Source organism: Oryzibacter oryziterrae, from assembly GCF_021864535.1.
GTDB classification, from domain to species: domain Bacteria; phylum Pseudomonadota; class Alphaproteobacteria; order Rhizobiales; family Pleomorphomonadaceae; genus Pleomorphomonas; species Pleomorphomonas oryziterrae.
The window spans coordinates 1-14,573 of record NZ_JAKJIC010000017.1; the positions used below are offsets into that span (position 1 = coordinate 1).

16 protein-coding genes and 1 pseudogene are annotated in these 14,573 nt (G+C 64.4%); 6 read left to right on the plus strand and 11 right to left on the minus strand.

The window, feature by feature from the left end; genetic code table 11:
• The 4 genes and pseudogenes from L2I41_RS16620 to L2I41_RS16635 form a co-directional block, all read left to right on the plus strand.
• Positions 1–651, plus strand: a pseudogene (locus tag L2I41_RS16620) (hypothetical protein); the annotation flags it as partial.
• Positions 632–1,192 carry a 16S rRNA (guanine(966)-N(2))-methyltransferase RsmD gene (gene rsmD / locus L2I41_RS16625; RefSeq protein WP_237154703.1) on the plus strand — a complete coding sequence of 187 codons (561 nt, stop codon included), beginning with the start codon at positions 632–634 and terminating at the stop codon, positions 1,190–1,192. The pseudogene L2I41_RS16620 and the gene rsmD, both read left to right, overlap by 20 nt.
• A gap of 105 nt (positions 1,193–1,297) precedes the next feature.
• Complete coding sequence (locus tag L2I41_RS16630) at positions 1,298–1,705, plus strand: hypothetical protein (RefSeq protein ID WP_237154704.1); 408 nt, start codon at positions 1,298–1,300, stop codon at positions 1,703–1,705.
• Positions 1,689–2,948: a M78 family metallopeptidase domain-containing protein gene (locus tag L2I41_RS16635; RefSeq protein WP_237154705.1), complete on the plus strand. Its 1,260-nt coding sequence runs from the start codon at positions 1,689–1,691 to the stop codon at positions 2,946–2,948. The genes L2I41_RS16630 and L2I41_RS16635 overlap by 17 nt, the downstream gene beginning before the upstream one ends.
• Positions 2,949–3,254: 306 nt before the next feature.
• On the opposite strand, the gene L2I41_RS16640 is transcribed toward L2I41_RS16635, so the two are convergent.
• The 6 genes from L2I41_RS16640 to L2I41_RS16665 form a co-directional block, all read right to left on the minus strand.
• Positions 3,255–3,761, minus strand: a complete 507-nt coding sequence (locus L2I41_RS16640) for a DUF1097 domain-containing protein (protein ID WP_237154706.1) — start codon at positions 3,759–3,761, stop codon at positions 3,255–3,257.
• 642 nt (positions 3,762–4,403) lie between these two features.
• Positions 4,404–5,642 carry an MFS transporter gene (locus L2I41_RS16645; protein ID WP_237154707.1) on the minus strand — a complete coding sequence of 413 codons (1,239 nt, stop codon included), beginning with the start codon at positions 5,640–5,642 and terminating at the stop codon, positions 4,404–4,406.
• Complete coding sequence (locus L2I41_RS16650) at positions 5,639–6,376, minus strand: winged helix-turn-helix domain-containing protein (RefSeq protein WP_237154708.1); 738 nt, start codon at positions 6,374–6,376, stop codon at positions 5,639–5,641. The genes L2I41_RS16645 and L2I41_RS16650 overlap by 4 nt, the downstream gene beginning before the upstream one ends.
• Positions 6,377–6,499: 123 nt before the next feature.
• Positions 6,500–6,736 (minus strand): thioredoxin family protein, encoded by a 237-nt coding sequence (locus L2I41_RS16655; protein WP_237154709.1) that lies wholly within the window; start codon positions 6,734–6,736, stop codon positions 6,500–6,502.
• A gap of 45 nt (positions 6,737–6,781) precedes the next feature.
• Positions 6,782–7,849, minus strand: coding sequence for a permease (locus L2I41_RS16660; RefSeq protein ID WP_237154710.1), 1,068 nt, complete (start codon positions 7,847–7,849; stop codon positions 6,782–6,784).
• Positions 7,846–8,148 (minus strand): ArsR/SmtB family transcription factor, encoded by a 303-nt coding sequence (locus L2I41_RS16665; protein ID WP_237154711.1) that lies wholly within the window; start codon positions 8,146–8,148, stop codon positions 7,846–7,848. Before L2I41_RS16665 ends, L2I41_RS16660 begins: the two co-directional genes overlap by 4 nt.
• Positions 8,149–8,450: 302 nt before the next feature.
• Between L2I41_RS16665 and L2I41_RS16670 the strand changes: the two genes are divergently transcribed.
• Complete coding sequence (locus L2I41_RS16670) at positions 8,451–9,809, plus strand: sodium-dependent transporter (protein ID WP_237154712.1); 1,359 nt, start codon at positions 8,451–8,453, stop codon at positions 9,807–9,809.
• A gap of 94 nt (positions 9,810–9,903) precedes the next feature.
• Here L2I41_RS16670 and L2I41_RS16675 read toward each other — a convergent pair whose 3' ends face one another.
• Positions 9,904–10,200 (minus strand): addiction module antidote protein, encoded by a 297-nt coding sequence (locus L2I41_RS16675; protein ID WP_237154713.1) that lies wholly within the window; start codon positions 10,198–10,200, stop codon positions 9,904–9,906.
• A gap of 1 nt (position 10,201) precedes the next feature.
• Entirely contained in the window at positions 10,202–10,498 is a 297-nt protein-coding gene (locus L2I41_RS16680) for a type II toxin-antitoxin system RelE/ParE family toxin (protein WP_237154714.1), read from the minus strand.
• Between the two features lie 185 nt (positions 10,499–10,683).
• Here L2I41_RS16680 and L2I41_RS16685 point away from each other — a divergent pair, with 185 nt between their 5' ends.
• A complete protein-coding gene (locus tag L2I41_RS16685) occupies positions 10,684–11,010 on the plus strand; it encodes a hypothetical protein (protein ID WP_237154715.1) in 327 nt (108 codons plus the stop codon).
• 299 nt (positions 11,011–11,309) lie between these two features.
• Here L2I41_RS16685 and L2I41_RS16690 read toward each other — a convergent pair whose 3' ends face one another.
• The 3 genes from L2I41_RS16690 to L2I41_RS16700 form a co-directional block, all read right to left on the minus strand.
• Positions 11,310–11,462, minus strand: a complete 153-nt coding sequence (locus tag L2I41_RS16690) for a hypothetical protein (protein WP_237154716.1) — start codon at positions 11,460–11,462, stop codon at positions 11,310–11,312.
• A 212-nt stretch (positions 11,463–11,674) separates the two neighbouring features.
• On the minus strand, positions 11,675–11,950 hold the full coding sequence (locus tag L2I41_RS16695) for a hypothetical protein (protein ID WP_237154717.1): 276 nt from the start codon (positions 11,948–11,950) through the stop codon (positions 11,675–11,677).
• 470 nt (positions 11,951–12,420) lie between these two features.
• Positions 12,421–14,277: a phosphoenolpyruvate carboxykinase (GTP) gene (locus L2I41_RS16700; protein WP_237154718.1), complete on the minus strand. Its 1,857-nt coding sequence runs from the start codon at positions 14,275–14,277 to the stop codon at positions 12,421–12,423.
• Positions 14,278–14,573 lie beyond the last annotated feature (296 nt).

The following is a 14,573-nucleotide window of genomic DNA, read 5'->3' on the forward strand; positions in this document are numbered from 1 at the left end:
CCGCTGCGCGCCCGCGCACCCGTGCCGCCGCGCGCCGCGGAAAATCCGCGCAGGGCGCCGTCGCAAAAGCGCGGCGAGGCACAGGAGCCTCGCGCCCCGCGTGAGGCCCCCAACGCCCGCCGCGATCGCCTGACGACCCGCGGCGACGTGGAAGCCGCGCCGAAGACCGGTCGCCTCAGCCGTCGTCCCGAGGGCGAAGGCGCCGAGGGCGCCCGCACCGGCTACAAGACCGGCAAGGCCTTCGAGGTGGATCGCAAGCCGCGCGAAGCGCGCGCGCCGGTGAAGACCGTCGCGCCGACCCGCGACCGCAAGGGCGACCCCGACGCCGCCCCGCGCGCCGGCCATGGTGGACCGAAGACCGGCGGATCGCGGTCGGCCGGCTTCAAGACCGAGGCCGCTCCGGCGCGCGGCCCCAAGGCGGACCGATCCGAGCGGCCGCGTTCGGAGGGACCGAAGACGGATCGGCCGAAGGCCTCGACCCGCACCGACGGCCATCGCTCCGATGGCCCGCGGTCGGGCGGTTCAAGGTCCGGCGGCCCCAACGCCGGCGGCCCGAAGTCAGGCGGTCCCAAGTCGGGCGGCCCGAAGTCGTCTGGTCCCAAGTCGTCTGGTCCGAAGTCCGGGGGACGCAATGCGGATCGTCGCCGGTAAATACAAAGGCACGGCGCTGGCCGGTCCCGAGGGCAATTCGCTGGCGATCCGCCCCACCTCCGACCGTCTGCGCGAGAGCCTGTTCAATATCCTCGAGCACGCCCATGATGGCGTGCTCGACGACGCCCGCGTCATGGACATCTTCGCCGGCACCGGCGCGCTCGGCTTCGAGGCCATGAGCCGCGGCGCCAAGGCCTGCCTGTTCGTGGAAGAGTCCGCCGAAGCGCGCGGCATCATCCGCCGCAACCAGGAGACCCTGGGGCTGATGGGCTCCACGCGCATCTTCCGCCGCGACGCCACCAGCATGGGCGCCCTCGGCCCCGCCGAACCCTACACGCTCGCCTTCCTCGACCCCCCCTACGGCAAGGGCCTCGCCGACAAGGCCTTGATTTCACTCGCCTCCGGCGGCTGGCTCAAACCCGGCGCGCTGGTGGTGGTGGAAGAAACCGCCAAGGCGGAGCTGGTGTGGCCCGAGGGCTTCGCGGTGGTGGACGAGCGGGCCTATGGCGAGACGAAGGTGTGGTTCGGGGTGCGGGGGTGAGGGCGACCGCACACTGCACCGACTGGAAAGATTGCAACCATAGGTGCAATTTGGTAAATAGCCGTCAACTACTCAACGCCTGATCAAAAAGCCTAGGCTGTCGCGATGGTGAAGCGTCCTGCTCAACTTCCCCCCAGGCCACCTTTGACGCCCGATCAAATCGCGCGCGCTCAATATGAGGGCTCGCCGGAGCACAAGATTGTTCGTTGGTGGGGTGGGTTGCCGGCTGCGTTCGCTGGCGATGACGGTGTAGCTCAACGCCCGAACAAGCAGTTGACAACGATTTGCCCATTGGTCGGAGAGGTGGAGCGCGCCCAGGCAACCGATTGGGTAAAGAAAGCACTTGAGCAAGGACAGTTCCGCTACTTCGAGGGCGACAAGGACTTTCCCAAGCGAGTGTGGTATCGTGACGACGCTGGCCAGGTGTGGTTTGGCTTCTGCATCAACAGCGTGCTCGGCACTTACAAAGGATGGCCGATCGACGAGGAGGAGCGAGTTGAGATTTTCGGTTAGATGGCTTGAGAATGCCGAAAACCGAGCTCCAGAAGAGCAAGCTACCGCTGCGGAGTTCCGAATTTGGCTTGGCGACAGCAACGTCACTCGTTACTTGAGTGGCGAGCACCTCGGCACCGCAATCAACTTACCGGTATACTCAATCGCAGAAGGCCTCGTGCTCGACTGGTGGCGCCTCTTCGGCAATCGCGAAGAAGAAGTCAGTCTGAGGCGATACCGTAGCGGTTACGCAATTCCGGATATACGGATGCGCTTCGACGGCGCAGCCTTCGATGTCTATGCAGAGCAGTCCAGTTATCGCAATCCTGAGGTTCGCTTCTGGTCAGGTCAAACTGAGACAATGAGCCGCGAAGCAGCGGAAGCAACTCTTGGACAGTTCATCGGCGACGTACTCGATCGAATGAAGGCTCGTGAGGTTGAAGCCACAACTGCAGCGCTGCGCTGGGAGCGTGTTCGCGCTTCCATGGCAGATCCGGACGAGAGGGCATTCTGTGAGGCCGCCGGTGCCCTCGGAGAAGACCCCTACAACATCAGCGATGCGATTGCGGCCGAGATCGAGTGCTCGGCAGGGATCTTTCAGGATGAAGCCCTGACGGAGTTCCTGGCGGGAGCACGAGGCAAAGATCGACATCTGCTTTTCGAGTGGATTGGCGACGCTAGGAAAGTGCCAGGTTATACCGCTCGATTTGCCGACTTGCGGGATCTTGCGAACCAAATTTCGCAAAATGCACCTGCAAGAGTTGGCGAGCCGGGATGGGCGAAAGGCTACAGGCGCGCCCGTGCCTGCCGCCAAGCACTCGGCCTGATGAGCACTGACCGCATCACAACCGTCAAGCATCTGGCTGAGAAGCTGGGAAATGCAAACTTCAGGGCCAAGCGACCCGTGGATGGGCTTCGCGTTTTCAGAGACGAAGACAATCGCGGCGTACTGCTTCACTTGCGTAGCGGAAGCAATAGGCCGAGTGAAGCCGAGCAACTTTTCAGCCTCGCGCGTGGTGTTGGAGACGTTGCTTGTTTTCCAGATCCATGCGTCGCGCCCATCAACGATCTTGGATTCGCCTTCCGCCAGCGGTGCGGTCGGGCATTCGCCGCAGAGTTCCTTGCTCCAGTCGCTGAAGTACGGTCAATGTATGCGGATGGCCGCGATCACCTTACAATAGCAAATGAGTTCGGCGTGAGTGAACTCGTAGTATCGCACCAGCTTGAGAACGAAGCGCGTATTCAGCAAGCTTGTGCAGCTTGAGTATATTTGCGGCTTTACTTTGCTATTTTCGCGCCGGTGACTGGTTCCCCTTGGGGTACCTGTCACCTTTTCTCCAACGGTCATCCCGCGCGAATATCCGCCGCCTCCCGCGCAAGAGGTGACAGGAAGCGCCGGCCGAGGCCGGCTTTATCCAGTCACCGGCATTCGGCGTCTTCGGAGACGACGTGCGGCGCGAAGTCCTGCCGCTCGCACGAGGACACCTTGCGCGGACCATGATCCGCCCAAAAAAATGGCCCGGCTTGAACCGGGCCATCTTCCTCACGACTTGGGCGGTTGGGGCCAACCTTACTTGGCCAGCATGCCGGCGAGCTTGCCGGAGGCGTAGCCGAACAGGGTGCCGACGAGCATGGAGGTCACGACCGTCAGGAACGGGTTGGTGCCGAGGCTGCCGCTGGTGAGCGTGTCGAGGTGACTGCCGACCAGGGCGAAGCCGGCGGTGGAGGCATAGCCGTAGACTGCGGCGGGGATGGCTGCGAGCACCGGCAGATGGGCGCCGAGGATCAGGATCACGACCGTCACGCCAACCCAGATGGCGGCGGTCAGCGGCAGGTCGCCAATGGGAACAAGCGTGACGAGCACCAGCGCGACGGTTGCGCACAGGGCGCCCCAGACGATGGCCGGAACCGACGCCTTCAGGCCGGCTTCACCGCCGCCGCAGTGGAAAAAGCATCCCCAACCGATGAACGCGGCCCAAATCTGCAAACCAAGGCCGCCAGCCGGTCCGAGAAACAGGTAGGTGGCCACGGCACCAAGCGCGCCGATGACGATGGCGAGCGCTGTAACGAGATTCATGTGTTTCCTCCCAGAGCTGAATGCAAAAGCAACTTTGCCCAGTACCCTCGCGTGAGCGACGAATAAAGACCAAGCCCCTCCTCTACGACGGACAGGACAAATCTCCAGACAACTTGAATGTGTCCTCATCTATTCAATTGTCGTGGAGTGCCCGCGCCGCGTTCCGCCATATCATAAGATATCGTCAATCTTTCAATCCGTAAATATCCGTCACTTGTCGAAAATTTATTTATTGAGATTTTGCATGATGTTTTTTGCTCGACTATGCATAGATTTAAATGAGTATGTTGTTTTATTTATTGGTGATGTTATTTTCAAAGTCCGAACAGGAACGCTGCATGTTGGTGGATGCATCCGGGATTTTTTGGAGACAAGCACAATCATCTCCGCTTCAATTTCGCAAATTCCAACAGTATTCAGGAGAAAGCGTCTTGGCTTGTTGCAATGTGCAACAATGTTAAAGAAAAGGATCGGCGTTATTGGAACGCGTTGTTGGTGATGTTGGAAATGCGGGCGCCGCGCTTCGGCGCCAGGCCCGAACCGGCCCGGACATCCGGCGTTTGCGGCCGCATCATTCTTTGGTCGCAGAGGTGACCCGTCGGCCAGGCGCAGCCTGCTGCGTTCCGCACACCCGGCTTCAGCTCACGAGACGTCGGAACCCGGCGGCGGCGCGTCCGCAGGTCTGGCGAACGCGCGGAAGCTGGGGCGGATCAGCGGCATCAGGGTGACGAGCGCATAGGCGACGCCGGTGGCGAGGAAGGAGGGTGTGGTGCCGAGGGTGGAGACGAGCGTGCCGCCCAGCAGGCCGCCGAAGGGGATCAGCGACCAGCACAGGGCCGAGAACAGGGCGGTGAGGCGGCCGGTCATCGCCGGGGGCATGCGCTCGAACATCACGGCGCCGAGGATGGGATTGAGAAAGCCGCCCGCCATGCCGCAGACGATCAGCACGATCACGGCCACGGACGGCGGTGCGAGGGTGAAGACCGCAAAGCGTGGCAGGCCGGCCACCAGGAAGGCCAGCGTATAGACCGGCAATCGGGGCAGGCGCTCGGCAAAGGCAGTCGCCACGGCGGCGCCGGCGATGGAGCCGCCGGTGAAGGCCGCCAGCAGCCAGCCGAGGAGGTCGGCGCCATGGCCGGCCTCGCGCACCCAGACCGGCAGCAGCACGGCTTGAAAGGCCTGATCGAGCAGGTTGGTCAGCGCCACCATCAGCGCAATGCTCGCGAGCACCGCGTCCCCGGCCAGAAAGCGCGCGCCGTCCCGCAGATCGTCGAGATAGCCCTGGGCGCGGCGCGGGGGCGGTGCGGCCGGCGGTATCCGCAAGCCGAGGCCGACGATCAGCGCGCCGGCCAGGAAGCAAGCGGCGTTGGCGCCCAGCGCGGCCACTGGCCCGAGCGCGGCAATCAGCAGGCCGGCGCCGGCCGTGCCCAGGGTGGCGGCGAGCCGTTCGACCGTGGCGGCAAGGCCGGTGACCCGTTCGAGCGGCAGACCGGCCCGCCGCGCCACCTGTGGCACCAGCGACTGCTTGGCCGCGTCGGAGGGGCCGCGCAGCAGGCCCGTGACGAAGACCACCGGCATCAGCAGCAGCGGCGCGCCGTTGCCGAGTACCAGCATCAGGGGGATCAGGCTGAGGGCGACCGCCGACAGCAGATCGCAAAGCAGGCTGACGCGCGCCGGCCTGAACCGGTCGATCAGCGGCCCGGACAGCGCCTTGGCCACCACATAGGGCAACATTTCCGTCATCACCATCAGCCCGGCGCCGAGCGGACTGCCGGTGGTGGACAGCACCAGCCAGGGCAGGGCGATGGCCGACAGGCTGGTGCCGGCGATGGACAGCGTCTGCGCACTCAGAAGCGCGATCAGGGCCCCTGGCGCGCTCACGCCTCCGCATCCCGGTGCGGCAGGCGGCCGGGAAAGGGAAAGGCGTGCAGCATCAAGGTGAAGGGCACGGTGTCGGCGGGCAGAGGCTGACCGAGCGGCGGCGCTGCCTGCATGGCCTCGGTCAGCAGCGCTTCCAGCTTCTGCACCAGTGCGGTGGCCGCCGCCGGCGTCAGGGGGATGACCATGTCGCTGGCCGTGCAGGCGGCCCGCCAGACGGCCGGCAGATCGGCCAATTCCGCTGCGGCCTGGCGCATCATGTCGGTCTGCAGCACCAGCGCCGCCTGCACGAAGGCGGCAGTGGCTTCCGCCCCGGCCTCGCCCGTTTCCTCGAAGGTGGTGAGCTCGTGGCGGGCCTGCCAGAGCCGATCGCGCCGGTTGGCCGACGCCGCCTCCTCGATATAGCCGTGCTGGGCCAGCTGGCGCAGGTGATAGCTGGTGGCTCCGCTGTTGAGACCGAGCCGCTCGGCCAGCTGCGTCGCCGTCGCCGGCCCATCGATGCGCAACAGCCCCAGAAGGCGCAAGCGGACGGGATGGGCCAGCGCCTTCAGCGAGGTGACGTCGGGCGACACCTGCCGGATGGCGCGCGCCGGAGCGCCTTCCGACCTGGCGGACGCATCAGGTCGACCGGAGATCGCTCCGGATTCAACATGAGCGGCCGCTTCTCGATCAGGGTGTTCCAACGCGATCGGCGGATGCTCGAGGGCGGGCGGCGTGGAGGGGGGCACGGTGGTCATGCCCCGACTGTATCTTTGCAAAGACTTCTTTGCAAATGTTTCTTTGCAATATGAGGCGAGATGGATCGCCCGCCCTCGAAGCGCCGGGCAAGATCACTCGCCGCCCCGCCGGATCTCTCCGGATCAGGTCGCCAGCCAGGTATCGACGGCGGCGGCTTTCGGCAGGCCGCCGGCATGGACGACCTTGCCATCCACCACCACGCCGGGGGTGGAGCTGATGCCGTAGCCGGCGATGGCGGCATAGTCGGTGATCTTCTCGATGCTGACGGCAATGCCGAGCCTGTCGGCTTCGGTCTTGATGAGGTCGGCGGTAGCCACGCAGGTGCGGCAGCCGGAACCGAGAACCTTGATGTCTTTCATGTTGTCCAGTCCTTCTCATGTGGCCGCCGGCGGCCTGTCGCCCGGTCAGGAGGCGAAGGCGAAGTTGAAGAGATAGCCGACGGCGAGAATGCCGAGCGCCACCACGCCGATGAAGACGGCGATCAGACGACCCGTCAGCACCTTGCGCAGGATGACGATTTCCGGCAGCGACAGCGCAGTGACGGCCATCATGAAGGCCAGCACCGTGCCAATGGCGGCGCCCTTGGAGAGCAGCGCCTCGACCACCGGAATGATCCCCGCGGCATTGGAATAGAGCGGGATGCCCACCAGCACCGCCGCCGGCACCGACCACCAGGCGGATCGACCCATCACGGTGGCCAGCAGGTCGGCGGGCGCATAGCCATGGATCAGCGCGCCGACGGCAATGCCGGCGATCACCCACAGCCAGACCTTGCCGACGATGTCGCGCACGGCATCGACGCCGGCCTCGAGGCGATCGACGAGCGTCATCCGCTGGCCGGGCACATCGCTTGCGGTCATCCGGATCTCGCGCACCCAGGGCTGCAGCCAGCCGTCGAGATGGCAGCGGCCGATGACGATGCCGGCGGTGATGGCGACACCAAGCCCGAATCCCAGATAGGCCAGCGCCACCTTCCAGCCGACGAGGCCGAACAGCAGGCCGAGCGCCACCTCGTTGATCATGGGCGCAGCGATCAGGAAGGAGAAGGTCACGCCCAGCGGCACACCCGCCGAGACGAAACCGATGAACAGCGGCACCGCCGAACAGGAGCAGAAGGGCGTGACGATGCCGAGCAGGGCCGCCGCCACATTGCCGACCCCGGTGCGCCGACCGGCCAGCAGTCTGCGCGTGCGGTCGGCGGAGAACCACGAGCGGATCACCCCCATGGCGAAGACCACCAGGCCCAGCAGCATCAGCACCTTGGGGGTATCATAGAGAAAGAAGGCGACGGCATCCGCGGTCCGACTGCCCGGCACGAGCGGCAAGCGCGCAACGATCCAGCTTGCCGCCGGCTGAAGCTGCCAATAGAGCGCGCCCCAGACGACAAGCCCCGCCGCCGTCGCGGCCAGCCAGCGGCCGGTCCCGGGCGACTGGGAAGGCGGCCCTTTCGGCAGGGGGCAACAGTCGCTCATGCCGCCACCTCCCTCGCGTCATCGGCCGGCGGCAACGCCAGCGCGGCCTCGACCAGCGCGGCAACGGCGGGCGCCAGCGCCGGATTGCGGCGATAGCGCACCCATTGGGCGTCGCGCCGGTCAAGCACCAGCCCGGCCACCCGCAGCGCCGCCATGTGGCGGGACATGCGCGACTGGGACGCGCCAAGCTTGCGCATCAGCTCGCAGACACAATGTTCCTTGCCGTCCCACAGCAGGCGAACCGCCGCAAGACGGGTGGGGTCGGCCAGAGCCGAGAGAAGGTCGACGGGATCACTCATGCTTTTATCCGCTTATGCGCCTAGCCGCATCTTCCCGCCGAAAGCCGGCCCGCGCCAGAGCGGGGGAATGCTTAAGGGCGGGAGAAGCGAATGGAGGCGGGCCGCCAGACCGGAGTCCCGATGGCCGATGCAGGCTGTCGGCGGCGGCGACGCCGGCCCGGGCGGCACGGATTGTCTCACCCCTCAGCAATCCCCCCGCATTGCCCGGCCTGTCCCCGCCTGCTACCAAACGATCAGAAAAACAAAACCGGCTTGTCGGGGACAGGATTTCCCCACTGGTCGCGGGCAGGGGGAAACGGGGCATGGCTCAAAGCAATCGTGACGGCTTCACCAGCACCTTCGGTGCGCTGGTGGCAACGCTCGGCTCGGCGGTGGGCCTTGGCAATATCTGGAAATTTCCCTCGCTGACCGGATCGAACGGCGGCGCCGGCTTCCTGGTGGTCTATCTGCTCGCAACGCTGCTGGTCGGCCTGCCGGTGATGATCGCCGAGTGCATGCTCGGCCGCAGCGCCCGCGCCGATGCGGTGACGAGCTTCGAACGCCTCGCGCCCAAGGGGCAGGGCGGGTGGAAGGTGATCGGCTGGATGGGCTTTGCCGCCGCGCTCCTGATCATGGCCTTCTATTCGGAAGTGGCCGGCTGGGTTTATGCCTATATCTTCAAGGCGATCTCCGGCTCCATAGCCACCACCGATCCCAAGGTGGCCGGCGTCGCCTTCGGCGAGCTGGTGTCCAACCCGTGGGCCTCGCTGTTCTGGCAGTGGGTGGTGCTGGGGCTCACCGGCTTCATCATCGCCTTCGGCGTTTCCAAGGGCATCGAGGCGGTGACGCGGCGGCTGATGCCGGTGCTGTTCGCCCTGCTGATCCTGCTCTGCATCCGCAGCCTCACCCTGTCGGGCGCCGGACAGGGCCTGTCCTTCCTGTTCATGCCCGATTTTGCCAAGGTGACGCCGGCGGTGATCCTCACCGCGCTCGGCCTTGCCTTCTTCAAGCTGTCGCTCGGCATGGGCACCATGCTCACCTATGGCAGCTATTTCCGGCCCGAGCAGAACATTCCCGCCACGGCGGCGCGGGTGATGCTGGCCGATCTGTCGGTGTCGCTGCTCGCCGGCATCGCCATCTTCCCCGCCGTCTTCGCCTTCGGCTTCGAGCCGGCGGCCGGCCCGTCACTGGTGTTCATGACCATTCCCGCCGTGTTCACCTCCATGCCCGGCGGCGTGATCTTCATGACGGCCTTCTTCGTGCTGACGGCCATCGCCTCGGTGGGCGCCATACTCTCGCTTCTCGAAGTGCCCGTCGCCGTGCTGTCGGAGCGCTTCCACCTGCCGCGCAAGGGCGCGGCGATCGCCACCATCGGCCTGATCGGGCTGCTCGGCGTGCCGGCGGCGCTGTCACAGGGCACCATGGCCGAGGTGAAGCTGTTCGGCCTCACCGCCTTCGATCTGTTCGACTTCCTGAGCTCGAACATCCTGCTGCCGCTGGGCGGCATCCTGATCTGCCTGTTCGTCGGCTGGGTCTACGGCCTCGCCGGACCGGAAAGGCAGATGGCCGAGACCGGCACACCGATGAACCGCCTCACCATCCGCACCGCCTTCTTCCTGGTCCGCTACGTGGCCCCGCTCGCCATCGCGGTGGTGCTGCTCAACGGGCTGAAGCTGTTCTGAGGCGGAGGGCGGGAGATGGCTTTCGCGACGAGAGCAGGTGACGGGTTCCTCTTGAGGTGCCCGCACCTTCTCTCAACAGAAAAATGAAGCTAAATCATCTATTTACGCCACTCACCCGCGCCGTCAGTTCAATCCCCAGCGCCTTCATCACCGCCAGCGTCGTCTTGAGCGTGGGATTTCCCGCCTCGCTGAAGGAGCGGTAGAGCTGTTCGCGCGACAGGCCGGTGTCGCGGGCGATCTGGGTCATGCCCTTGGCGCGGGCGACGACACCAAGCGCGTGGGCGATATAGCCGGCATCCTCGGAGGCAAAGGCGTCGGCCATGAAGGCGGCGATGGCTTCGTCGCTGCTCAGGCTTTCGGCGGGATCGAAGGGGGTTAATTGCTCGGCCATCTCACGCGCTCCACTCTCCAGCCAACCGCTTGGCGGCCTTGATGTCCCGGCCCTGGCTGCCCTTGTCGCCGCCGCAGAGCAGAACAACCAATGTGTTGCCGCGCCTTTGAAAATAGACGCGATAGCCGGGGCCATAGTGGACGCGCAGCTCGCTGACGCCATCCCCCACCGGCTCGACGTCGCCGGCCAGACCATAGGCCAGCCGATCCAGGCGCGCTGCAATGACACCGCGCGCCCTCTCATCCCTGAGGCCGGCCCACCACTTGCGGAAGGTCGCTGTCTGCTTCAGCTCAAGCATGATGCAATGTAGTTCTTGGACGACAGTAAATCAAGCGTGCAAACCGGCAATGAGGCTCCCTCTGCGCCAAAAGGGGCAGATGCGACTTTCCACTGGTGTCCTTCCTTCGCCCCGATTGACAAGGTGAAGGGCGCAGCGCTACGCAACCCATATGCGGTTGGTGTGCCGCCGCCGGGAGGAAGCAGATGAACGGACGAAATGGGTTTGCCGTGGCGATCCTCGCCGCCGGCCTTGCTCTGGCGCTGATCGAGACCGCCGGCGCCGCCTGCACGGCCACCGTCACGGCCAAGGTGCCCGCGCTCGAGGATGACAGCACCACCGTCTCCCCCGGCGACGATTTCGGCACGCCCTCCCAACTCGTCTACGAGAGCGACAGCCACACCTCCTATATCTGCACCGAGGGCGGCTATTGCTACGAGAGCCGTGGCATCCGCTTGAAAGGCTGCACCCTCGACGCCATGCCGCCCGACGAGGGCGACGACGGCAGCGAGGTATTCTTCAGCATCAGGTAGGAGGCAGCTCCCGGCAAAGGCATCCGCCACGAGGGCCGGTGACTGGTTCGCCAAAGGTGTACCTGTCACCTTGTCGCGAGGGAAAACCAGGGCAATCTCTTCCCGTTGCCGTCGTCCAGCCTCCACAACCGCTTTTGCCGATATCCCTCAACTTCCCATGATCCGGTTGCATCGGGACACCTGCGGTCGGCCTGCCCGTGCGACTGCGACGGACTTGCGACATTCCCGCCGTCGTCATCGGCCCCGTGGGCGACAAACACGCGACATGCAGATCACAACCGCGTCCCGACTTTTCGCTCTCAGGCCGGCTTTTCGGTTGCGTCTGATTGCAAGACCATTCCCCGCTCGGCCATCAGCCGTTTGACCCCGTCGGGAATGGGGCGGCACTGACAGAATTTGGCATGAGCAAGATGCCAGGCGATGCGCTGATCCGGCTTGGGATTCTTCGGCATGGGATTGTCCCGGTGCCAATCGGCGTTGATCCTGCTGGCCATGATCTTGTCCTTCCCGAGGGGAGCGCCGCCGCGAGACTCGGGGGATCGCCGGGCCAATCTACCCACTGCCTGCGCCGGATGATGTGCGGGATTTTCCGTGATTTCGAAGAGCCGTCGCCGCAGTTCTCGCGGTCCCGCAAGAATGGTCACGTGAAGGGATTGTGGCCCCATCAAGTCCGCCCCTTGAGCTTCTTGTAGAAAAACCAACCCAGAAAGCATATAAAAAAGCCGACGACAGGCATATTAAAGCGAACAAATGACATGCAATAGGTCACATATACATAATACCCTTTCCAGACGAGTATCCTGATATTCGCGTCCGGCGGGCGAATATAATGGTCGGAAAGAAGATACCAATCGAGAAATAGTCTCGCCGGCAGCAAAAACGCGAAGCCGACGATCATTGCCGCGATGCAGATGCACTTCAGGGCAAAGAGCTTGGACATGCTGCCCCTCCAAGGCCGTGCCAAGCACCGCTAACGGATCGCCGGCGAAGAGCGCGGTGCGGAACTGGGTGCAACCCGCTCGCCCGCAATCCTACACTGTGCATGTCCGGCGGCAAAGCCAGATCCGCCGCGAGTTCCGGTGACTGCTTGATCAATTCACTCACTGACGGCGCCGGATGATGTGCGGGATTCTCCGTGATTTCGAGTGGCGGCCGTCGAAATCCTGGTGCCGCGCAAAGGCGGTCTCGACGCGGGCCGGTGACTGGTTCCCCTTGGGGTACCTGTCACCTTCTCTCCGCCGGAAAGCCAATCGATATCTGTCGCTTCCCTTGCCTATGGTGACAGGAACGGCCTTAGGCCGATCCAGTCACCAGCCTTCGTTGCGGCCTGCGTTCTCCCCATACCCCCCAAAGCGGAACGGCCCCGCATTGCTGCGGGGCCGTCCGGTTCACTTTACCAAGCCGCTGGGATTACTTGACTTCCCACACTTCCGGCGAACGCTCGAGGCGCAGGACCAGCATCTGCCGGTGCAGCTCGAGTTCGCGCGGCAGGCGCGAGCCGAACTGAGCGAAGTGGGTCGCCTGCTCGACGGTCTCGGAGAGGCCGGCAGCGCGGTCCACCTTGGCCATGGCGTCGTACTTCTCCTTGGGGAACTCGAGGCCGGTCCAGTTCAGGTCCTCGTAGCGGGGCATGAAGCCATAGGGGCTCTCGACGGCGTCGGCGTGACCGCTGACGCGACCGATGATCCACTCCAGGGCGCGCATGTTCTCGCCGAAGCCCGGCCAGATGAACTTGCCGTTGGCGTCCTTGCGGAACCAGTTGACGCGGAAGATGCCCGGAGCATGGCTCAGGTTGCGGCCGATCTTCAGCCAGTGCGACCAGTAGTCGGCCATGTTGTAGCCGCAGAAGGGCAGCATGGCGAACGGGTCGCGGCGCATGGCGGCCTGACCGACGGCGGCAGCGGTGGCTTCCGAGCCCATGGTGGCGGCAAGGTAGACGCCATGGGTCCAGTTATAGGCCTGGAACACCAGCGGGAAGGACTTGGAGACGCGGCCACCGACGATGAAGGCAGCGATCGGCACGCCGGCGGGGTTCTCCCAGTCCGGATCGATCGAGGGAACCTGGCTGGCCGGAGCGGTGAAGCGGCTGTTCGGATGAGCAGCAGCGCGGCCGCAGCCCGGGGTCCAGTCCTGGCCGGTCCAGTCGATGAGGTGCGACGGCACTTCGTCGGTCATGCCTTCCCACCACACATCGCCATCGTCGGTCAGCGCGACGTTGGTGAAGATGCAGTTGGCCTTGAGCGTCTTCAGGGCGTTCGGGTTGGACTTTTCGTTGGTGCCGGGGGCAACGCCGAACAGACCGTTTTCCGGGTTGATGGCGCGCAGCTTGCCGTTGGCGTCGGGCTTGATCCAGGCGATGTCGTCACCGATCGTGGTGATTTCCCAGCCCTTGTAGCTTTCCGGCGGGATCAGCATGGCGAAGTTGGTCTTGCCGCAAGCCGACGGGAAGGCGGCGGCGACATACTGCTTCTCGCCGGCGGGGTTCTTGACGCCGAGGATGAGCATGTGCTCGGCCAGCCAGCCTTCGTCGCGGGCCATGACCGAAGCGATGCGGAGCGCGAAGCACTTCTTGCCGAGCAGCGCGTTGCCGCCGTAACCCGAGCCAAAGGACCAGATTTCGCGGGTGTCGGGGAAGTGGACGATATACTTGTTGTCATTGCAGGGCCAGGCGACGTCGGCCTGACCGGCGGCGAGCGGCGCACCGACCGAGTGGATGGCGGGCACGAAGTCATGATCGCCGAGCACGTCCAGAACCTTCTGGCCCATGCGGGTCATGATGCGCATGTGGACGGCCACATAGGCGCTGTCGGAGAGTTCGACGCCGATCTGGGCGATGTCGGAACCGAGCGGGCCCATGGAGAAGGGGATCACGTACATGGTACGGCCCTTCATGCAGCCATCGAACAGACCATGCAGCGTGGCGCGCATCTCGTCCGGGTTGGCCCAGTTGTTGGTCGGGCCGGCATCTTCGCGGGTCTTGGAGCAGATGAAGGTGCGGTCTTCGACGCGGGCGACGTCCGACGGGTTGGAGCGGGCAAGGAAGCTGTTGGGACGCTTCTCGGCGTTCAGGCGGGTGAAGGTACCGCCGTCGACCAGGAGGTTGCACAGCGTGTCATATTCTTCCTGCGAACCGTCGCACCAATGGATGCTGTCAGGCTTGGTCAGCTTGGCAACTTCTTCCACCCAGTGGATGAGCCTCGCGTTCTTGGTGTGGGCTTCACGAGCCCAGACCGGGGTCTTTGCAACCTTTACGGGGGAGTTCGGCATCAATCTTCTCCTTGGGGCATTCGGCGCCGTTGTCGCGTCTTATGAGGGAGGATTGAAGCCAAGAAGGGAAAGGCTCCTTGATACAAGTCATAAGTAAGTATAACACCCGAAAACAAATGCGTTAAACGGTTGAATTTCACTTCATTTCGCCTTTGGTCGTACGCATTTTGAGGGGTGATTTTACCCCATGCGCGCTGACCTGGGGACAAGAACTGAATCGGTCACGTGTTCATTTCTTGCCGGACCAAGAAATTCAATCGTTTCAAACGCCTGTGGAAAGTACGATCCGCATTTCT